Source organism: Pseudonocardia aurantiaca, from assembly GCF_039526725.1.
GTDB classification, from domain to species: domain Bacteria; phylum Actinomycetota; class Actinomycetes; order Mycobacteriales; family Pseudonocardiaceae; genus Pseudonocardia; species Pseudonocardia aurantiaca.
The window spans coordinates 176,117-196,305 of record NZ_BAAAJG010000009.1 but is presented as its reverse complement, the minus strand read 5'-3'; the positions used below and the strand labels follow the sequence as shown (position 1 = coordinate 196,305).

Sequence of the window (20,189 nt, the reverse complement as noted above, 5' to 3'; positions counted from 1 at the left end):
GCTGCCGCCCGCGCTGGCCGCCGCTGCGACCGCCGAACGCGACCGGGCCATCGCCGACGAGGCGCTCCGCGCAGCCGACCGGGCCGCGGGCGACCGCCGCCGCGACGAGACCGCCGCGGCCCGCGCCGAGCAAGAGGCGCGGGGCGCCGTGGACACCGTGGATCGGCGCATCGCACAGCTCGAATCGGCCCTCGCCGGTGCGCCGGGTGACGACGAGGCCGCCGCCGAGCTGCGGCGTCTCGACGCGCTCGACGCCGCGGTGCGCGAGGCCGACTCCGAGCTGCGCACGGCGCGGGGCGCGCTGCGCACCGCCGAGCGGGCCGAGGCCGAGGTCGCCCGCGAGGTCACCGCGGCCTGGCACGCGCTGCGGGCCGCCCGCGACCCGCTCGTCCCGCTGGGTGCGCCCGCCGTGAGCGGCGACGAGCTGCTCGCGGCGTGGGAGGCGCTCACCGGCTGGGCGCGGGAAGCGGCCGCCGTCCGGGCCGAGCAGCTGGACGAGGCCACGACGGCCGCGCGGGCCGCCCGGGAGGCGCGTGCCGCCGTGGAGCGCCGCATCGCGGACGACCTCGACGCGCACCACGTCGCCGCCGCGCCGCCGCTCGGGAGCACCGCATCCGCCGCCGTCGCCGGTGCGCTCGCCAGGGCCCGCTCGGTGCAGGAACGGATCGCGGAGCGGCGGGCCACCGCCGAGAAGCTGCGCGCCGATCGGGACGAGGCGGAGTCAGCGCAGCAGGTTGCGAAGCTGCTCGGCAACCTCCTGCGCTCCGACGGGTTCCCCCGGTGGCTCGTGGCGTCCGCGCTCGACGCGCTGGTCGCCGACGCGTCGCGGAGCCTCGCCGAGCTCTCCGGCGGCCAGTTCGAGCTCACCCACGAGGGCGGCGAGTTCCTCGTGATCGACCACACCGACGCCGACGCACGGCGGCCGGTCAAGACCCTCTCCGGCGGAGAGACGTTCCAGGCGAGCCTCGCGCTCGCGCTCGCCCTGTCGGCGCAGATGTCCGGGCTCGCCGCGCAGGGTGCCGCCCGACTGGAGTCGATCTTCCTCGACGAGGGCTTCGGCACCCTCGACGAGGCCAACCTGGAGACCGTCGCGAGCACGCTGGAGAGCCTCGCCTCCCGCGGCGACCGCATGGTCGGCGTGATCACCCACGTGCCGGCGCTGGCCGAGCGGGTGCCCGTGCGGTTCGTCGTGAGCCGCGACCAGCGCACCTCGTCGATCGTGCGGGAGAACCTGTGAAATTCGCCGTCGACCCCTGGGACCCCTCCTACGGCACGAGCCTCGACGCCGAGCTGGGGGAGTCGGCCGCGCAGGTGGCGCTCGACGTCGAGCTTCCCGCCGCGCAGTGGCGGCCCCTCGACCCGGACCCCACGCTCACGCCGCCCGAGGCCGTGCTCTTCGTCGACGGCGTGCGGCGGATCGACGCGCAGGTCTGGGTCGAAGAGACCGATGGTGACGGCGAGGCCTCACCGGCGCTGTGCGCCTCCTACGCCGCGGGAGTGGTCTGCTGCTGCCGGACGGACGGGGCGCACCTGGTGGCCGCGCACGTCCGGCGGGGGCTCTTCACCACCGCCACCAGCGCCACCGACGTCCCCACGGCCGCGGGCACCTACCGCGCCAACCACACGGCGTTCTTGCCCGACGTCGGCCCGGCCCAGGTGCTCAGCCTCGCGGTGCAGCGGGAACTGGGCGACACCGAGCTGGAGACCGCCGCGCTCGCGAGAGGCGGCCACGGGATCGAGGACGACCTGCTCGTCGTCGACGGGCCGCTGCGCGGGCGGCAGCACCTGCCCCGGGTGATCGGGTTCGTGAAGACCCACCGCAGCCAGTACCTGCCCCCGCACGCGGCCGGGGTGGTCGCGGAGCTGCGCAGCGGGCAGCGCACCCCGGTGTTCCGGCTGGGGAGCTCGTGGGAGCGCTACACCTGGTACCTGCGGCTCCCGTGCCGGCCGGGCGCGCCGTGGGCCGGGGTGGTGCGGGTGGAGTGCAGCGCGGAGCTCACCGCAGACGCTGCGATCGCGCTCGCGTCGCGTAGCCAGGTGACGCTTGGCCGGTTCGCCTCCACCGAGTACAAGGACTCCCGCGCGCCGCAGAACCTCTACCCGATCGCGGGGCTGGAGCGGGAGCTGCGCAGGCGGCTCGGCGAGCCGAACCTGCTCTACCGGGCCCTGCGGCGCGCTGCCGTCGCTGCCGCGGCGTAGCCGCTGCCGAGGTCAGCGGTTCGGAGATCCTTGCGGGCGGATGGCGCGCACGCTGAGCCACGCGGCCGCCATACCGACGACGACGCCGATCACCGTGTCGATGAACCGGAGAATGGGCTGCTGCCAGGCGTGCTGCGGACTTACCGCGGCCACGACCATGATGACCGTCGTTGTGATCGCGGCCGTGACTGCGTCGCCTGGGCGGCCGATCAGCGTGGCGGCCAGGGCGCTGAGCCCGATCAGCAGCACCAGGGCCCACGTGTGAAAGGGCAGGAAAATCAGGTAAGCCAGACAGAGGACGAAGCTCACTGACGTCGCCGCCATCCGGGACAGCGCGGCGCTTGTGCTCTGCTGAATGCTGTCCCGGCAGACGAAGATCGTGGCGATCACCGCCCACATGCCGCGTAGGAGGGTCCTGGACAACTCCGCCCGTAGCGAGCGGCGTCCAGGTGGGTGCATCGCAAGGCGGACGATCGGGCCGATACCGCTGTTGTATCGGCCCGATCGTCCAACGCCGCGAGGTGCCCGCCTGGGCGTCGCGCAGTAGGGCCGAGTTGTTCAGGGCGCTCCTCTAGGAGGTCATCGTCGGAGGACACGGAATAGATGCGAGCCAACAGGTTGGTGGTGAGCAAGAACGTGAGCAGGCACGCGATGGCGAGGACGGCGCTGGCCGCGACGGCGGCTCTGATCTCTGCGCTTGCGGGGTGGCGCCACGCGGTCATTCGATGTCCAGCTCCCGCAGGTTGGTCCGTGCGAGCTCGATGAGCTCCTGGCCTCCTCCGGACAGGATCGTCCTGGTGGCGTAGAGCGTGAAGCCCTTGATCTGGCCGTAGGTGAGCTTGGGTGGCAGCGAGAGCTCCTGCCGAGCGGTGCGGACGTCGACCAGGGCGGGGCCGTCATGATCGAACGCCGCGCGTAGCGCGTCCCCGAGCTCGTCGGATGCCTCGACCCGCGCGCCGAACAGCCCGGCTGAGCGGGCGATTCCGGCGAAGTCGGGATCGGTGAGATCCGTGCCGAAGGTGACTATCCCGCCCGCCTTCATCTCCAGCGCGCCATCTCGGCGCAGCGCATCCGTGAACCCGTTGAGCGAGTCACCGGGAATCCCATACACCCGGCGCACCCCGGACGCCTTCAGCGTCGCCACCATGGCATCGGCCACCGTGCCAGCCATAACGTGCTCCCTCCATCTGTGATCGGCCCATCTGTGATCGGCCCATCTGTGATCAGCGCTGTAACGCAGCTTCGTGTGCTGGATCAGTCAGGAGCGCGAGCCGACACAACGGCACCGCTTCAATCGTCGTCGCCATACTCGGGATCGATCCCGGTGTCGATTTCGTGCATGGCGGCCTCCTCGGCGGAGGCGGCGCCGCCGTCGATACCCACGTCGATGGCCTCGAGCGAGTCCGAGGTCTCCTCACCGGCGCCGGCATCGGCGATCACGAGCCGACCGGAACGCCCGATGTCGGTGAAGGATTCCTCGGGTTGTTCGCGGCGCAACCGGTCGTCGAGGGACTCGTGCGCGCCGGTGACCTCGACGTCGTCGAGGCCGTACGGGCGGTCCGGCGGGATGTAGCCGGCGTCGAGCGGATCGGTCCCGGGCGGCCCGACCAGCGTCTCCTCGGGGTCCTCCTGAACCGATTCGCCCAGCTCGGCCGACTCGGGCTGCGCCTCGTAGTCGTGCTCGGGCGGGCGCTCGTCGTCGCGTCGTTGCATTGGGTCGTCCCCTTCGATCTGGTCGAGACTGGTTACCCGGCTCCGGCCGTGTGTCTCGGGGTCGGAGCGGGGCCGCAGCCCGAGGCCGAGCGTTCAGCCCGTCAAACTCCGGGCGGCGGCCGCGATGTGCTCGGCGTCGATGCCGGCCCAGGCCATCAGCTCCTCCCCGGACCCGGAGCCGGGCATGCCGCTCACGGCGAGGCGGGCCAGTTCCAGGGCGGCCGGTCCGGAGGCGAGTAGGGCGTCGGCGACGGCGGACCCGAGCCCGCCTTCGGGGTGGTGGTCCTCGGCGACCACGATCCGGCCCGAGGTGGCGGTGGCGGCCGCGGCGAGTGTGGCGGCGTCGATCGGCTTGACGGAGTAGCAGTCGATGACGCGGGCCGAGATCGCGTTCTGCCGGAGGAGCTCGGCTGCGCGCAGGCAGGCGTGCAGCGTGACCCCGGCGCCGACGAGGGTGACGTCGTCGGTGTCGCTGGAGCGGAGGACCTTCGAGCCGCCGACGGGGAAGGGCTCCCCGGCCGGGTAGAGGACGGGGTAGGCGCCGCGGGTTGTGCGCAGGTAGCTGATCCCCGGGGTGGTGGCCATCGCCTCGACCAGCGCGACGGTGCTGGTGGCGTCGGCCGGGTAGAGCACCGTCGAGCCGTGCACCGCGCGCAGCATGGCGAGGTCTTCCAGCGCCATCTGCGAGGGGCCGTCGGCGCCGATCTCCACACCGGCGTGGGAGCCGACCAGCCGCAGGTCGACGCCGGAGATGGCGCCCATCCGGATGAAGTCGTAGGCCCGGGTGAGGAACGCGGCGAAGGTGGAGGCGAACGGGCGGTAGCCGCGCACGGCGAGGCCGGTTGCGGCGGCCACCATCTGCTGCTCGGCGATGAACATCTCGAAGTACCGGTCCGGATAGGTGTGGGCGAACTCGTCGGCGTGGGTGGAGTTGCTCACCTCCCCGTCGAGCGCGACCACTCGGCCGTCGCGTCCGCCCACCGCGACCAGGGCGTCCCCGTAGGCCTTGCGGGTGGCGACCTTCTCACCGACGCCGTACTCCGGCAGGGCGGCACCGGGCGCGGGCGGCTCGGGCCGCGGCTCGGGGACGCGGTAGGGCCGCGGGCCGCGGATGGTGAGGTTGCGGACGCCGCCGAGCTCGGCGATCGCCCGCTCGGCCATGTCGGGCGGGAACGGCTTGCCGTGCCAGCCGTCGCGGTCCTCGACCTCGGAGAACCCGTAGCCCTTGATGGTCCTGGCCAGGATCACCGCGGGCTGGCCGTCGGGCGGTTCCGCCGCCAGTGTGAGGACGTCGTCGATGGCGTTCAGGTTGTGGCCGTCGACGGTGAAGACGCGGGCGCCGAAGGCTTCCGCCCGCCGGGCGTAGGCGTCGAGGTTCCAGCCGAGCTCGGTGGGCCCGCGTTGCCCGAGGCGGTTGACGTCGACGATCGCGATGAGGTTGGACAGCCGGTAGTACGAGGCTTTGTCCAGCGCCTCCCACATGGATCCCTCGGCCATCTCGCTGTCCCCGCAGAGCACCCACACCCGGTAGGGCAGCCGCTCCAGGTACCGGCCGGCCAGTGCGACGCCGACGCCGTCGGGCAGCCCCTGGCCGAGCGACCCGGTAGCGACGTCGACCCAGGGCAGTACCGGCGTGGGGTGGCCCTCCAGGCGCTGCCCGAAGCGGCGGTAGCCGGTCAGCAACTCGTCCTCGGACACGACGCCCACGGCCCTGAAGACCGAGTACAGCAGCGGCGAGGCGTGGCCCTTGGAGAAGATCAGATGGTCGTTGGACGGCGAGCGCGGGTCGTCCCAGTCGTAGCGCAGATGGCGGCTGACGAGCGTGGCGATCAGGTCCGCAGCGGACATGCTGGAGGTGGGGTGCCCCGAGCCGGCGCTGGTGGACGAGCGGATCGAGTCGACCCGTAGCTGCGCCGCCAGCTCGGCCACCGTGTCCAGATCGATCCTGGTGACGGGCGCGGAGGTGGTCATGGGAACTCTCCTCGAGGTGCGCGCAGTGGCGGGTCAGGCGTCCGATGTGCCGCGGTTCGGTGCCGTGATCGTCACCGAAGCCTCGGTCGTGTAGACCAGGAAGGTCAGGGTTTCCTGGAAGTAGAGCTGGATGCTGTCGGTGTTGTGGGCGAGGTAGCCGATTGCGACGTCCTGGCCGATGTGCAGCTCGAAGTCGCCGCCGCGGGTGGTGAGCAGGAACGCGCCGTCGACGGCGGGCGCCCAGATGATCTCGCCGTCGATGAGCCGGGCAATGTGGTCGTAGACCGGGAAGCCGTGGTCGGAGGTCTCGCTGACGGAGGTGTAGGCGTCGGCGCTGAGCGCCAGTGTGTACGGGCCGTTCACACCGGCCAGTCGCAGTGCGGTCGCGGCGTGGCTGATGGCGTCGGGATACTCACGCACGTCCGTCGGGAGCGTGATGGCCGGGTTGGACGAGCTGGCGCGGATTCCGGCGATGCCGGCGTCCGGGTATCCGTCGAAGATCGCGCGGTCCTCGGCGAAGGCGAGCCGGCGGGCCGCGTCCTTGACCGGCTGCCAGTCGGCGTCCTTGGCTCCGCGTTGGACGTCGTCGACCTGCCGCCGGTCGACGGTGAAGGGGACGCGCAGCTCGACGATCGGCTGTGACCGGCGGGTACGGGCGATGAGGCCGTCCGTGTGGGGATCGACGGCCTGCAGGTGCCCGGTGCCGACCGCCGACAACTGAACACCGTCCGGGCCCGCGACATCCACGATGCGGCGGCCGGCCACGTTCCGGCGAAAGGTGCGCCGCGCCTCGTCTTCCAGATCGGCCCATGCCGCCGCGGAGATCGGCGCCAGCTCACGATGCAGGTTGTCCATCACACGTCACTTCCTCTGAGATCACCGATGCCGAGGGATCGCGGAAGTGGCGTGTTCGAGTCGACCGCCTCGGCGGGCGCATGGTGGACGTACACCCGGTCCTCGGCCCGAGTCGCCGCGATGGCGGGCGGATCGGGCGGGTCGTCGAGGAAGTCCGCGCTCGGGACGAAGAACAGGAGGCCGGTGACGGCGGTGGAGAAGTCCAGGATCCGGTCGTGGCGTGCCGGCGGGGCGCCGAGGAACATTCGCTCCAGCATCAGTTCGGTGACGGTCGGGGTGCGGGCGTAGCCGATGAAGTAGGTGCCGAACTCACCGGGCCCGACCTCGCCGAAGGGCATGTTGTCGCGCAGGATCTCGTGCTTGGTGCCGTCCGGGTCTTCGATGGTGGTCAATGCGACGTGGGAGTCGGGTGGCTTGACGGCGTCGTCGAGTTCGATGTCGGACAGCTTTCGGCGGCCGATCGCCAGTTCCTGGGCTTCGACCGGCTGGGCGTTCCACGCGCGCAGATCGTGGAGGTACTTCTGTACGATCACATAGCTTCCGCCGGCGAATGGCGGGTCCTCGGCGCCGATCATGACGGCGTCGTGGGCGACCGGTCCGACGGGGTTCTCGGTGCCGTCGACGAATCCCAGCAGGTCGCGGACGTCGAAGTACTTGAAACCGTGCACCTCGTCGCGAACGCTGACCGCGTCGCGGATCCGGTCCATGATCTCCGCCGCCAGCGCGAAGCACAGGTCCGGTCGCTGGGCCCGGATGTGGAACAGCAGGTCGCCGGGGGTGGCCACGGCGCGGTGAACGGGACCGGTCAGCTCGCGGAACGGGTGCAGCTCGGCCGGGCGAGACCCGGCGAACAACCGGTCCCAGGCATGCGACCCGATCCCCGTGACGCAGCTCAACGTGGCCTGCTGTGCCCGGAACCCGACGGCTCGCTGCAGCCCCGACAGCTCGGGCAGCAGTTCCCGCACCGTCGACTCGCCCCCGGCATCGATGGTCACCACCAGGAAGATCGCCGCCCGCGTCAGCGGACTCAGTACCGCCTGCGGGATCACCTCCCGCTCTGGAGTCACTGGCGGCCGCTCAGTGCCAGGCGCGCGGCGCTCACGTCTTCCCCGCCATGGCCGGCGGCGACAGCGGCCCGCCATTGGCGCGACAACGCGGCCAGCAGCGGCAAGGTGGCGCCGTCCGCCGCCTCGAGCGCCAGGTCGACGTCTTTGAGCGCCCATTGCAGCGGGAACTCGGGCGTGAAATCGCCGTGTTCCATCTTGTGCAGTTTGGCGTCGGCGATCGGTGCGTCCAGCGGGCCGCCCTCGATCGCTTCGCCCAGCTTGGCTGCGTCGATGCCCAGCCGGTCGGCCAGCTCCGACGCCTCGGCCACGCCCTCGATCAGGATGGCCATGTAGGCATTGATCGTCAGTTTCATCGCGCTGCCTCGGCCGGCTTTGCCCAGCCACACGGTCTTGCGCCCGATCGCCCCGAACACCGGGCGCACAGCAGGCTCGGCGTCAATCGGCCCGGAGGCCAGGATGAGCAGTTGGCCGGCCTCGGCCGGACCCTTGCTGCCCGAGACCGGCGCATCCACGAGCCGGACATCAGGCCGCAGCCGGGCGAGCTGCACGCCGAGCTCGGCTGTCGCCGTCATGCCGATCGTGCCCATCTGCGCCCACACCGCTCCCGACGCGAACGCCTCGGCCGCGCCGTCGTCGAGGACCGCCGAGCGCACGGCCTCGGCAGTGGGGAGCATGGTGATCACCACACTGGCATCCCGGACCGCCTCCGCCACGGACGTGGCCGGCCGCGCCCCGGCTTGCGCCAGTGGCGCAAGCGCCTCTGCCGACCGGTCCCAGCAGGTCGTGGACAGACCGGCCGCAACCAGGTTGCGGACCATCGCGGAGCCCATGATCCCGGTACCGAGCACCGCCACCGACACGCCGGCCCGATCATCCGTGGTCGTCATTTCTGCCTCCGCTTCGTGGTGAACAGGGTCCCGCCGGGCAGGCCACGTAGTGATGTCCAACCTCGGCAGGCGGGCCGGACAATTGATCTGGGTGGATCGCGATTGTGTGGCGCCCCGCATGGAGGGTGCGGCCAGCGTGCCAGCGAGACGACATGACAGCAATGGTCAATATCGCTCGCCAGGATTTTTCGATCGCCGCCGACGCGGCCGATCGGCGGATGCCGGCTTGCCGAGATCATGGTTCAGCGGTGACTGATTCCGCTGCGATCTTTCCCGTTGGTCTTCGATCACGGCGAAAGCGCGCGACGCCGTCCCCGGACCGGCCGATGCCTCGGCTACCGGAAAATCGCCCGGCAGTCGAGACATCGGCGCAATGCACTCGTGGCCGGGAGCGGCGATGCGACGCATGATCCACGTCCCGGCGCCCGGCCGGCCCATCGGGCGGACCGGGACCATCGCCGGGAGACGATTTCATGCTCCGGTTCATGCTCCGGGCAAGCCGTAGCCCAAGGAGATGTTGAGGGTGGTGGCGAAGGTGAGGTACATCAGCCAGACGCCGGTGACGATCCGGGTGAACCCGAGCGCACGCTCCGCCGGGTTGATCAATGCGGGCGCGGCCGCGGCACCGACACTGACCGCGCTGCTGCGGTTCTCGCCCACCTCCGGCCCATTTGGTGGGGTAGCCGGAAACAGACTGGAGCCGATGTGGAAGCTGGCAAAGAATTCACAGATGTAGACTGCGGTGAGCCCGGCGAACACGATTCCGACGGGCCAGGCTCCGGCTGAGAAGAACACCACCACGCCCAGTACCGAGATGATGGTGAACGGGATCGACATGAGGCCGATGGGTCGTCCGTCGTTTCCGTGGTAGCGGTTCCACCCGATCGCGAACCAGTGGATGCCGTAGGCGGAGAACGCCAGTGCCGCGGTGTAGAGGATCGGTTGCGTCAGAGTCTCCAGCCAGGAGAGGGCAACGAACAGATAGACGCCGGTGATGAACTGGCAGAAGCCCGGCATCCAAATGCCCCAGATCCCACTCGCGCGGTCCACCAACGGGTCCCGGCGGAGCGAGCCGAACAGTTCCTGAGGGCCGTAGATGAGATAGCCGGTGCCCAGCCCGAAGAATCCCAGGACAACCGGCGCGAACGGCGTTGTCGCGAACATCACTGGCATCGATGCTGCTGCCTTTCCAGTTGGTGGCGCATGCGGAGGTCCGTGCGGGTGGGTTCGCGTGCTTCACCTGGCGAGAGTGCACGGATGAGCCCCAGGGTCGACTTTCCGCTGGCCCTTGTCCTCACCGTCAGCATGAATCTGCCCTTCCCGTCAGCACTGCCCCTGGCATGCCTGCTAGTGGGAAGGGGCGCCGACGCTCGTCTCGCCGGTCGGCCCGGCGTCGGACGAGCGACCTGCGCGGACGGGCGGCGCTCCGATTCACACTGCAGGCAGCCGCCATGCCGTCGACTGGCTACGTGAGAGCGACGTCGGCCGTAGCTCGCGCAGACGCTGCGCGAAGAGGGCTCCGCCGGCTCGCTGACCGTGTGCTGCGGCCGGGCCGGCCGCAGTCACGGCCGCGAGCGGGGAGCGTACGCGCAGCGCAGGAGGCCGGCGATCGCGGCGCGGCGGCCGGTGCCGGTCAGCTCATAGTCCAGGTCGTCGGGGACGGTGAGCCAGCCGAGCACCAGCCCGCGATGGGTCCACTCGTGCACTGCGTCCCGCAGCTCCTCCGGGTCGGGCGGGGTGCCGTCGGTGCGGCGCCATCCGGGGGCGACCGCGGACCGGACGACCTCGACGATCCGCGCGACCGGAGCCGCCTCCTCCAGCAGCACAGCCGCCGCGACCTCCGCGACCTCGATCTGGAATTCCTCCGTACCGAACCACGCTCGGGCGGACGCCTCGGCGAGGACGGCCGGGTTGGCCTGTGCGGCGCGCCCTGCCGGGCTCAGGCGCAGCATCCGCCCGCGGCGGATCAGCAGTCCGGCGTCGGCGGCCAGACGCCGGAGCGTGACGAACGCGGGGACGTGGCGTTCGCTGCGCACGGTGATGCCGGGTGCGGTCCAGTCGAGGCGGGCCGCGATCTCCCGGATGATCGCCGGGGGCACCCGCTGTGCCTCGGTGAGCGTGATGTTGCGGGCCGCGACGTCCAGGAGCGCCTGCAGCGGCTCCGGCCGCTCCGGCGGCGGTTCGATCACCCCGAGGGCGCGCCGCAGGAGCTCACCTCTCACTGCGGTGCCGGCGTCCAGCCAGCGGTCGCGCCGCTCGGCCCGCACCGCATCGACCGGGACCGCGCCGCCGTGCGCTGAGACGGGTGCGCTGAGCCAGCGCTCCAGCAGCTCGCGCTGCACGTTGCGCCAGCGCCGGCCACCCGGGACCAGCCTGCCCTCCTCGACGGCCTCCTCCAGCAGGCGCTCGGCGCTGTCGAGCATCTCGGCCTCGACGGTGCCGAAGACCGCGGCCCACGCGAGCTGGGGGGTGTCGGGCGGGGTGATGCCGGTGGCGTCGTTGGCCTTCACGAACGCGCGGAAGCCCGCCGAGTCGGAGCGCTCCCACGCGGCGAGTACCTCCGGGTTGTGCCGGCGCATAGCGGCGGCCGCGCGCGGGCGCCCGCTTTGCTCCAGCAGCTGGGCACACGCCTCCGCGACCTCCGCGGACGGTCCGTCGCCCCGGTACGGCACGGTGTGCCAGGCGAACTGCTGGTACTCGGCCTGGCTGCACTCCGCCGGGTCGCGCCCGTCCGCGGAGAGCCACTCCAGCACGCGCTGCTGCGCGGATTCGGCCATGTGGTGCTCCTCCCCGTCAGCCGGCAATCCGTTGCCGCAGTCCACTCGCCCGGCTGACCGGACGTTGCACCGCAGCCCGCACAGCATCCTCTGTTCCGACCACGCGCACGAGTTCCCGCGCCCGTGTGACTGCCGTATAGAGCAGCTCGCGGGTGAGCAACGGCGACTCCGCGGGCGGGAGCACCACCGTGACCCGGCGGAACTGGCTGCCCTGCCCGCGATGCACCGTCATCGCGTGCACGGTGGCCACCTCGGACAGCCGCGACGGCGGGTGCAGCGTGGGCTCACCGCCGCGGGCGAAGGCGACCCGCGGCCCCTCCGGCCGCATGACCACCACGCCGGTGTCGCCGTTGAAGAGGCCGATGTCGTAGTCGTTGGCCGTGACGAGCACCGGCCGGCCGGGGTACCACAGCCCGGATCCGGCGGGGGCGGGCGGCAGCGCCGCGCGCAGCCACCGCTCTATCTCGGCGCTCCACCGCGTGACTCCGAACGGGCCACGCCGGTGCGCGCAGAGAACCCGGTGCTGCTCCAGGGCGGCGAGCGCGGCGGCGGTGTCGCCCGCGAGCGCGGCATCGGTGAGAGCCCGTCCCGCTTGGACGACGTCGGGGCGCACGGCGTCGAACGCGGAGGCAGGCTCCTCGACGGCCGCGAAGGCGAGGTCGGGCTGACCGCTGCGCAGGATGGCGACGGCGGCGTCCGCGTCGCCCGCTTGCACGGCCTTCGCGAACTCGGCGATCGTGCCGCCGAACCGCCAGACGTGCCGCAGCGTGACCACGCCGTTGATCACCGGCTCCTCCGCCGGGGTGGCGCACTGCTCCAAGGCGGCCGTGAGCGCGGGTTCGGGGCGACCTGCGGCCCTGGCCAGGTCGCCGAGCACCGCGCCGGCCTCGACGGAGGCGAGCTGGTCGGGGTCGCCGACCAGCACCAGCCGCGCGTGCGGGCGGACGGCGTCGAGCAGCCGGGCCATCATCGTGAGCGAGACCATGGACGTCTCGTCGACCACCACGACGTCGAACGGGAGCCGCTGCGTGCGGTCGTAGCGGAACCGGCGGTTGCCCGGGCGCCAGCCCAGCAGCCGGTGCAGGGTGGCCGCCTCCGGCACCTTCGCCCGCAGCTGCGGCGGAAGCTCGGCTGCGACGGCCTCCTGCAGCCGCGCCGCGGCCTTGCCCGTGGGAGCGGCGAGCGCGACGCGCGGCGGCGGGCCGGGCTGGTCGTGCAGCAGCTCCAGCAGTCGGGCGACCGTGGTGGTCTTGCCGGTGCCCGGCCCACCCGCGAGCACGGTGACGCGGCGCAGCGCGGTGACCGCCGCCGCGAGCCGCTGCCGCTCCGAGCCGGGGGCGACGAACAGCCGGTCCAGCCCCGCCCGCAGCCGCGGGAGGTCGACCTCGGGCGCACCGGTGGCAGCTCGCTCGTCCAGCGATCGGCGCACCACCTCCTCCTCGCCCCAGTACCGCTCGAGGTAGAGCAGCCCGTCCACCAGCCGCAGCGGCCGCCCCGGCGGTGCGTCCGCCCCGTCGGCGACGAGCGGACCGGCGGTGCAGGCGGCGAGCCAGCCCGCCGGCTCGGGCCACGGGAGCGCCGAGACGTCGACCAGCTCGTCGGCCTCGCCCAGCACCGTGCGGCTGACCGCGGCGAGGTCGACGCACACCGACCCCAGCCGCACCGCGCGCACGGCCAGGGCCACCGCGAGCAGCACCCTCTCGTCGGTCTCACCGCCGAGCCGCCCCACCCGTTCCGCGACGTGGACGTCCGACGGGTCCAGCACCCCCGCCGTGTTGAACACGGCCAGCAGCCCGGTGGCCGAGCGCGCCAGCCGGACGTCCCCGGCGTCTTCCGGCGCCGGCCCAGCGCCCGATATCCCGAGTGTCGCCGTCACGAGTCACCTCCGTGCAGCAACTCGGACAGCTCCACCACCAGCGCCGCGGGTGGCGCCCAGCTGAAGACGCCGCAGGGCACGCCCCCCACGACGGGCGTGTCCGGCCCGCACATGCCCCGCACGAACAGGTACAGCACCCCACCGAGGTGACGTTCTGGGGTGTACCCACGAAGCCGCCAGCGCAGATACCGGTGCAGGGCCACCGCGTAGAGCAGCGACTGCAGCGGGTAGTGCGCCGCCACCATCGCGTCGGCCAACCGCGGGGGCGTGTAGTGGGCGGCGGTGAGCGGCTCGCGGCCCTCCGGGGTGACCGGGCCGAGCCAGTTGGTCTTGTAGTCGACCACCGCGAACCGCTCCCCGGGGAGCCGCAGCACGGCGTCGATGCTCCCGGTGAGGTAGCCGCGGAGCTGCTGCTCCGGCAGCGCGGCGAGGACGTCGGGGTAGCCACGCAGCGGGTCGCCCGCCGGCAGGTGCCTGCTGATCAGCGGAGCGAGCGCCGCGAGCGGCACCGGCTCGCCGGGCGAGTCGCCGCCTGCGAGCGGGAGCTCGAAGTCGAGCTCGGCGAGCCGGTCGCGCGGGGTGAGATCGGCGAGCCGCAGCCCACCGGCGAGCGGGCCGAGTGGCGTGCGTGCCGCGGGCAGCAGCGCTGCGGCCAGCGCATCCGGGTCGACGCCTGCGGTGGGGTGGCGGGCGAGCTGCTCGCGGGCGTGCCCGGTGAGCTCGCCGAGCAGGTCGGGGGCGCTGAAGTCGGCTGCCTCGAATACCGCGTGGACGAGCGTGCCGAACGCGGCCCCGACCGGCAGCCCGGCCATCGGCGACGGCACGGCGGCGGGGTCGGACCCGGCGGGCGCCGGCGCGCCGCGCGCGGGGCTCCCGTCGCCACCCCCGTCCAGCTCGACGGGCGCCTCGTCGTCGACGCCCGGCTCCTCGGGCTCGCTGGCCACCCCCGGCCCGTGCCCCGACGTGGCGGTGAGAGCGCTGTAGGAGGTGCGCCGCCACGCGATGTCGAGCCGCCGGGTGAACTCCGCAGCCCGCAGTTCGGCCGACGTCTCCGACCGCCCGGCGAACCCGGCAGGCGCGGGCGTGGTGCCGCTGACCTCCTCCACCGCGATGTGTGCGCAGGCGAGGGCGCGGAGCCCGTCGACCGCGGCCCGGTCGGACGGCACCCGGTACGCCCCGGCAGGTTCGGTGCCCGGGGCCGGCCGTCCGACCAGCAGCCGGTGCAGCGGTGAGGTGGAGGTGGTGGTGGCGGGCACCCACCACGTGACCACCTGGCAACCCGCCCTGGTGAGGGCCACGTACAGCAGACGCAGGTCCTCGCCCGCCTCCTCGGCCCGGTGCCGGGACACGCTCTCCTTCCACCCCTCGCCGGTCTCCCCGCCGACGTCGAGCACCCGCGCGCCCCGCTCGTCGTGCAGCAGCGGGACGTCCGGGTCGCGCACGTTGCGGTCCCACGCGAAGGGCACGTAGACGATCGGGAACTCGAGGCCCTTGCTCCGGTGGATCGTGATGATCTGAACGGCGGCAGCGTCGGACTCCAGCCGCCGGCTGCGCTCCACCACCACGTCGCCCGCGGCGTCGGCGACGCGGTGGCGCAGCCAGTCGACCAGCGCGGCGGGCCCGAGGTGATCGGCCACGGCCGCAGCGTGCAGAGCCTGCGCGACGTGGCGCACGTCGGTGAGCAGCCGCTCGCCCTCGGTGCTCGCAAGCAGCCGCCGGGGCAGGCCGGTGCCCGTGGTGACCGCCTCCAGCAGCGCCGCCACGCCCCGCTCGTGCAGCACGCCCGCCCAGGTGCGCATGGTGGCACCGAGCTCGTCGAGCAGGGCGTCGGCGTCGGGACCGCACAGGTCGGCGACGCTGTGCCCGAGGAAGCAGGTGAGCGCCGCGGCCCGCACGCGGAACGCCCTCGGCTGCTCCAGCGCCTCGAGCAGCAGCAGCCACTCCTTCGCCACCGGAGTGCCGAACACACTCGTGGTGCCGGACAGGACTGCGGGCACACCCGCCGCGGCAAGCGCGTCGCGGATCATCCCGCCCTGATCGTTGGTGCGCACGAGCACGGCGACGTCGCCCGGCAGGACGGGGCGGCCGTCCAGCGTGGCCGGGCTCGCCAGCAGCGCAGCGAGGTCGGCGGCGAGGTCGCGGGCGACGAGCTCGCGCGCGGCGCCGACGACCGCGAGGTCGCGCCGTGGCGCGCGCGGCAGCCCGTTGCGGGTGGCGACCCGCAGCCGGAACGGCGTGTCCACCGGGGTCCCGCGCAGCCGCCTGCCCTCGTGCGCCGACTCGACCGGGTGCACGGTGATGCGGCGGTCGCCCAGAGCCGCGCCGTTGAACACCGTGTCGAGAGCGTCGAGCAGCGGGGCGTCGCTGCGCCAGTTGACGGCCAGGGTGGCGTGGTTGGTGGCCGCCTCCGTGGCTTCGAGGTAGGAGACGACGTCGGCGCCCCGAAAGGCGTAGATGGCCTGCTTCGGGTCGCCGATGAGGACGAGCGTGGTGTGGCCGTGGAAGGCGCTGCGCAGGATGTGCCATTGCACCGGGTCGGTGTCCTGGAACTCGTCGACGAGCACCACCCGGTAGCGCGAGCGCAAGCGCTCCGCCGCCCCGCGCTCGGGTAAGCCCCGGTCTGGATCTCCCAGCGCGTCGGCGAGCCGGGTGAGCATGTCGTCGTAGGTGTAGATGCGCCGCACGTGCTTGCGGCGGGTGACCTCGGCGCGCACCGCCGTGGCGAACCGGTGGCGGACGTGGGCGGTGCTGCCGGGCTCCGCGCCCGCCGGTTCGAGCCGGGCCTGCCCGTCGTCGACGGCCCGCCGGGCCAGCGCCAGCGCCTCGGCCCGGGTGAACGCTGGGCTGCCGGAGCCGTGCGCCCCGTACTTGCGGACGTAGAAGTCGTCGACCACCTCGGCCACCAGGTCGTCGATCGACTCCACGAACATCGCGTCGCGGTCGCTGTCGCCCGCCACCCCGAGGCCGGCCAGCATCTGCTGGCAGAACTGGTGGGTGGTGGCGATGGTGGCCGCGTCGAACTGGGTGAGCGCCTTCCGGAGCCGCGCCCGGCGCGCCGCCACCTCGGTGTCCGGGGCGTCGGCCAGCATCGCGAGCACCGAGTCGAGGCCCGCACGGGCCGTGGCCGGATCGGCGAGCCCCCGCTCGGCCGACACCAGCCGCTCCCGCACCCGCTCGCGCAGCTCCTGGGTGGCCTCCCGGCCGAACGTGACGAGCATGAGGTCGGGCAGGGTGGCGTGCCCCTCGGCGACGTACCGGGTGGCCAGCGCGGCGATCGTGAACGTCTTGCCGGTGCCCGCGCTCGCCTCCAGCACCGTGGTGCCGGTGGGCAGCTCGCCGCAGACGTCGAACGCGGCAGGGGCCAGCACGGCGGCTCCGATGGCTGCGCTCACAGCCGCACCACGTCCTCCGCCGTGAGCAGCGGCGACCACAGCTGCATCGCCAGCGACCCGAACCGGCTGGGCTCGCCGCCCGGCTCGGCTCCGGCCGTGAGGATCTCCGGGCCGGCAGCCGGACCCCACGCTCGGACGTGCGCGTCGTCGCCGCGCTCCGCGCCCGCCCCCGCCGTCCACTTGCGCAGCGCCTCGTCGAGAGCTGCCGACGCCTCGGCCCCGCCCCGGCGGACGGTGGCGTAGGTGTGGGCGGCGACGGTGGGCAGTGGCAGCGGTTCGCGCAGGCCGGCGCGGTAGATCGTGACCAGCTCCGCGAGAGTCGCCGTGGCCTGGGCGGCGCTCACCGGGCCCGCTGTGGCCTTGGCCAGCCCGTACTTCGCGCCTCGGCCGAGGGTGATGGCGCGCCACGGCTCGCCGGTGGCGGCAGTGAGGGCCAGCAGGCGGGCCCACGCCCGCACCCGCTGCTTCGGCGCCAGCCGCGAGAACTCGACGCGCAGCAGCACCTGCCCGTACAACCCACCCAGCGTGCCGACCACGTGTGTGCCATCGGGCAGGGCGACGTCGACGTCACGGTCGGCCGCCTCGCCTGCGCGGTACGGCTCGGCGGCCGCGACGAGCGGCTCGACGTCGTCGAGCACACCGGCCAGCAGGGCGTCGCCCAGTGCACCTGGGGGCAGTTCGCCGCGGCGCCACTCGGCCTGCCGGCAGCGGTCCAGCGGCTGGCCGGCGAGTCGGTCGCGCAGCAGCCGGTCGCCGATCGACCACTTGGCGAGCCCGTCGAGATCGACGGGCAGCGCGTCGGCCGGGTCGTCGTCGCCTGCGAACAGGGAGAGCCCGACGCGCTGGCGGAGGAACTCCTTGACCGGGTGCTCGAGGAACGTGACGAGGTCGTCGAGCCCGACGACAGCTGAGTGCGCCGGCGCGAGCGGCTCGGCCAGGAACGGCGCGGGCGGCCTCTTCTGGCCGGTGGCCGCACGCGCCCCGGCCAGCTCGGTGCGGTCGAAGCTGAACGGACCCGGGCCGAGCTCTCCCGGCGCGAAGTTGCGGGCGTCGAAGGGCTGCAGAGGGTGGCGCACCACCACCAAGTCGCGGCCGTCGGGGCCCGCGGTGGCCTCGATCGCGTCGAGCAGCTCGCCCAGCGGTACGGCGGGCGGGCGCCGGGCGCCGGTGCGCTCGTCAGCGCCGGAGTGCACGACGACCAGGTGCTCGGTGGCCGCGCAGATCGCGTCGAGAAGGAGCTGGCGGTCCTCGCTGCGCGGGTCGCGCTCGCCGGCCACCGGGTCGCGGGCGAGCAGGTCGTCGCCGTCGGGCACACCGGCTCGCGGGAACACGCCGTCGTCGAGCCCGAGCAGGCAGATCACCCGGTGCGGCACCGACCGCATCGGCACCAGCGTGGCGAACGTGAGTGTGCCTGTGCGGAAGTTGGCGCGGGTGGGCCGGCCGCGCAGCCGCTCGGTGAGGAGGCCGCGGACATCCCCCAGCTCCAGCGGGACGGTGGCCGCATGCGGCCCGGCCGCGCGTGCGGTATCCGCCAGCTCCGTGCGGGCCTGGACGGCCTGCCACTCGTCGTCGCCCGTCACGTCGGTGAGCACGTCGAGCCCCGTGACGAGCGCCTCCACCCAGCGCTCCAACGGCTGCTCGCCCGTGAGCGCGCCGAGCACCGCGGCGAGCCGGGAGACGAACTCGGCCAGCCGCCCGACCCGCTCCACGTCGCCGGAGTCGATGTCCTCCATCGGGAGGGCCGTGCCGAGCCACGCCGAGCCGGGCCCGGAGCCGTCGCCCCCCATCGTGACGCCGAGCAGCAGCCGGTCGAGCCCGGCCGACCACGTGTTCTGTGCGAACCCGTCGAGGTGGAACGGCGCCCGGTGCGGCCCGTCGAGGCCCCATCGCACGCCCGATCGGACCACCAGGTCGCGCAGCCGCTCCAGGTCGTCGTCGTCGAGGTGGAAGCGACGGCGGACGGGGCCGGACCCGAGCAGGTCGAGCACCTGCGAGGCGGTGAGCCGGGAGTCGGCCAGCTCCAGCAGCTGCGCCACCGTGTCGAGCAGTGGGTTGACCTGCCGCAGCGCCCGGTCGGCCAGCCGGACCCGCAGGTACTGCCCGGGATGGGCGAGGTTCTCAGCCGAGCCCCCGGCCGTGCCCTCCTCGCCGGACGCGGCCGCGCCGAGCCCGACGCTCGCCGAGACGAGCGGGGCGAACGTCTCGATGTCGGGGCACATCACCAGCACGTCGCGCGGTTCGAGCGTGGGGTCGGCCGCCAGCAGCCCGAGCACCACCTCGCGCAGCACCTCCACCTGCCGGTCCGGCCCGTGGCAGGAATGCACCTGGACGCTGCGGTCGTCGGCAGCCTGCACATGATCGCCGGCGGGCGGCCGGTCGTCGCGGAGGTCGGCCTGCAGCCGCCCGAGCAGCGTGGCGGGAGGCTCCGGCAGCTCGTGGTGGGTGTCGGTGCGCCCGGGCGCTGCCGCCGTGAGTCGTAGCTGAAGCTCCCGCACGTCGCGGCCGAGTGAGCCCAGCAGCGGGTGGCGGGGGACGGCCGCCGTGGGGTCGGTGCGCCGGAGTGGCGCCGCCCCCGCGTCCCTGCTGCCTACGTCACTGCCCTCGACGGCCGTCCACATCGCGGGGGAGGGGTGCGCGAGCCAGAGGTGCACGTCGTGGTGCTCGGCGAGCGCGCTCAGCACGGCGAGGTGCTCGGCGGGAAGCCGGGTGGGGCCGAACAACGAGATGCGCGGGGGCAGCGCAGCCAGCTCCGGCCGAACCCGCAGCGCGGCGCAGGCGACCGCGAGCCGTTCGGCGGGGCCGGGCACGCCGATCCGGGCGCGCAGCCGCCGCCACAGCTCCGGCTGCCACGCGAGGTCGGCCGCCCGCTCGCCCGGGACCCCCGCGCCGTCGAGCCATGCCGTGAGAAGCTGCGGCCGGTGCACCGCATAGGCGGCGTACAGGTCGGCGAGATGGCGGGCGGTGGCGTAGCGGCGCCCGCGGTGCATACCCGCGACGTGAGCCCGCAGCGGCGCGCACCACGCCTCCCCGACGCTCTCGTCGAGGACCTCCAGCAGGGGCCACACGGCCCGCTCGGGACGCCATGGGTCCAGCTCGGGCTCGACACCCGCCGCCGCGCCGACGGCCGCGGCGACCACCCGCCCCGGGGACGGGAAGACGATGCCGGCGCACACGCCGTCGGCCTGTCCGCCCGCCGCCCCGAGCCGATGCGACAGCCGCTGCGCCAGCCACCGCTCCACGCCCTTGGCCGGCACGGCCACCACCTCGGTGGCGAACGCGTCCTCCTGCGGCGACGAGAGCAGCTCACCGAGCGCGTCGGCCAGCGCGTCGGCGCGCTCGGCCCGATGTACGTGAAGCATCAGCGCACCTCCTCTGCAGGCGCCCGTAACTCGGTCATGTCGACAAGGTAGGGCTCCGGTCCGACAGGCATCGACGGGGGAGCGGACTTGTCC

At 73.4% G+C, this 20,189-nt stretch carries 14 protein-coding genes; 2 read left to right on the top strand and 12 right to left on the bottom strand.

Annotated features, from left to right (window positions below):
* Together ABD143_RS15705 and ABD143_RS15700 are read left to right on the top strand one after the other, a co-directional pair.
* The coding region (locus ABD143_RS15705; protein ID WP_343977963.1) for an SbcC/MukB-like Walker B domain-containing protein at positions 1–1,237 on the top strand (1,237 nt) is incomplete at its 5' end.
* A complete protein-coding gene (locus tag ABD143_RS15700; RefSeq protein ID WP_343977960.1) occupies positions 1,234–2,199 on the top strand; it encodes a DNA double-strand break repair nuclease NurA in 966 nt (321 codons plus the stop codon). The genes ABD143_RS15705 and ABD143_RS15700, both read left to right, overlap by 4 nt.
* A 12-nt stretch (positions 2,200–2,211) precedes the next feature.
* Here ABD143_RS15700 and ABD143_RS15695 read toward each other — a convergent pair whose 3' ends face one another.
* From ABD143_RS15695 to recC, 12 genes are all read right to left on the bottom strand, one after another.
* Positions 2,212–2,598 carry an FUSC family protein gene (locus tag ABD143_RS15695; RefSeq protein WP_343977957.1) on the bottom strand — a complete coding sequence of 129 codons (387 nt, stop codon included), beginning with the start codon at positions 2,596–2,598 and terminating at the stop codon, positions 2,212–2,214.
* Between the two features lie 319 nt (positions 2,599–2,917).
* Positions 2,918–3,370: a thiamine pyrophosphate-dependent enzyme gene (locus ABD143_RS15690; protein ID WP_343977954.1), complete on the bottom strand. Its 453-nt coding sequence runs from the start codon at positions 3,368–3,370 to the stop codon at positions 2,918–2,920.
* A gap of 119 nt (positions 3,371–3,489) precedes the next feature.
* On the bottom strand, positions 3,490–3,912 hold the full coding sequence (locus ABD143_RS15685; RefSeq protein ID WP_343977951.1) for a DUF5709 domain-containing protein: 423 nt from the start codon (positions 3,910–3,912) through the stop codon (positions 3,490–3,492).
* 93 nt (positions 3,913–4,005) lie between these two features.
* Entirely contained in the window at positions 4,006–5,883 is a 1,878-nt protein-coding gene (locus ABD143_RS15680; RefSeq protein ID WP_343977948.1) for a transketolase, read from the bottom strand.
* Between the two features lie 33 nt (positions 5,884–5,916).
* Complete coding sequence (locus ABD143_RS15675; protein WP_343977945.1) at positions 5,917–6,738, bottom strand: family 1 encapsulin nanocompartment shell protein; 822 nt, start codon at positions 6,736–6,738, stop codon at positions 5,917–5,919.
* Complete coding sequence (locus tag ABD143_RS15670) at positions 6,738–7,805, bottom strand: Dyp-type peroxidase (RefSeq protein ID WP_343977942.1); 1,068 nt, start codon at positions 7,803–7,805, stop codon at positions 6,738–6,740. Before ABD143_RS15670 ends, ABD143_RS15675 begins: the two co-directional genes overlap by 1 nt.
* Positions 7,802–8,692, bottom strand: a complete 891-nt coding sequence (locus ABD143_RS15665; RefSeq protein WP_343977939.1) for an NAD(P)-dependent oxidoreductase — start codon at positions 8,690–8,692, stop codon at positions 7,802–7,804. The genes ABD143_RS15670 and ABD143_RS15665 overlap by 4 nt, the downstream gene beginning before the upstream one ends.
* A gap of 483 nt (positions 8,693–9,175) precedes the next feature.
* Positions 9,176–9,865, bottom strand: a complete 690-nt coding sequence (locus ABD143_RS15660; RefSeq protein WP_343977936.1) for a hypothetical protein — start codon at positions 9,863–9,865, stop codon at positions 9,176–9,178.
* Between the two features lie 389 nt (positions 9,866–10,254).
* Positions 10,255–11,469, bottom strand: a complete 1,215-nt coding sequence (locus ABD143_RS15655) for a hypothetical protein (protein ID WP_343977933.1) — start codon at positions 11,467–11,469, stop codon at positions 10,255–10,257.
* A gap of 16 nt (positions 11,470–11,485) precedes the next feature.
* Positions 11,486–13,345, bottom strand: a complete 1,860-nt coding sequence (gene recD, locus ABD143_RS15650) for an exodeoxyribonuclease V subunit alpha (protein WP_343977930.1) — start codon at positions 13,343–13,345, stop codon at positions 11,486–11,488.
* Positions 13,342–16,737, bottom strand: coding sequence for a UvrD-helicase domain-containing protein (locus ABD143_RS15645; RefSeq protein ID WP_343977927.1), 3,396 nt, complete (start codon positions 16,735–16,737; stop codon positions 13,342–13,344). Before ABD143_RS15645 ends, recD begins: the two co-directional genes overlap by 4 nt.
* Positions 16,734–20,096 (bottom strand): exodeoxyribonuclease V subunit gamma, encoded by a 3,363-nt coding sequence (gene recC, locus ABD143_RS15640; RefSeq protein WP_343977924.1) that lies wholly within the window; start codon positions 20,094–20,096, stop codon positions 16,734–16,736. The genes ABD143_RS15645 and recC overlap by 4 nt, the downstream gene beginning before the upstream one ends.
* Positions 20,097–20,189 lie beyond the last annotated feature (93 nt).

Coding starts and splice junctions, on each gene's coding strand:
- ABD143_RS15695 (WP_343977957.1), bottom strand. CDS start 2,598: ATGTGGGCGGTGATCGCCACGATCTTCGTCTGCCGGGACAGCATTCAG.
- ABD143_RS15690 (WP_343977954.1), bottom strand. CDS start 3,370: ATGGCTGGCACGGTGGCCGATGCCATGGTGGCGACGCTGAAGGCGTCC.
- ABD143_RS15685 (WP_343977951.1), bottom strand. CDS start 3,912: ATGCAACGACGCGACGACGAGCGCCCGCCCGAGCACGACTACGAGGCG.
- ABD143_RS15680 (WP_343977948.1), bottom strand. CDS start 5,883: ATGACCACCTCCGCGCCCGTCACCAGGATCGATCTGGACACGGTGGCC.
- ABD143_RS15675 (WP_343977945.1), bottom strand. CDS start 6,738: ATGGACAACCTGCATCGTGAGCTGGCGCCGATCTCCGCGGCGGCATGG.
- ABD143_RS15665 (WP_343977939.1), bottom strand. CDS start 8,692: ATGACGACCACGGATGATCGGGCCGGCGTGTCGGTGGCGGTGCTCGGT.
- ABD143_RS15660 (WP_343977936.1), bottom strand. CDS start 9,865: ATGCCAGTGATGTTCGCGACAACGCCGTTCGCGCCGGTTGTCCTGGGA.
- ABD143_RS15655 (WP_343977933.1), bottom strand. CDS start 11,469: ATGGCCGAATCCGCGCAGCAGCGCGTGCTGGAGTGGCTCTCCGCGGAC.
- recC (WP_343977924.1), bottom strand. CDS start 20,096: ATGCTTCACGTACATCGGGCCGAGCGCGCCGACGCGCTGGCCGACGCG.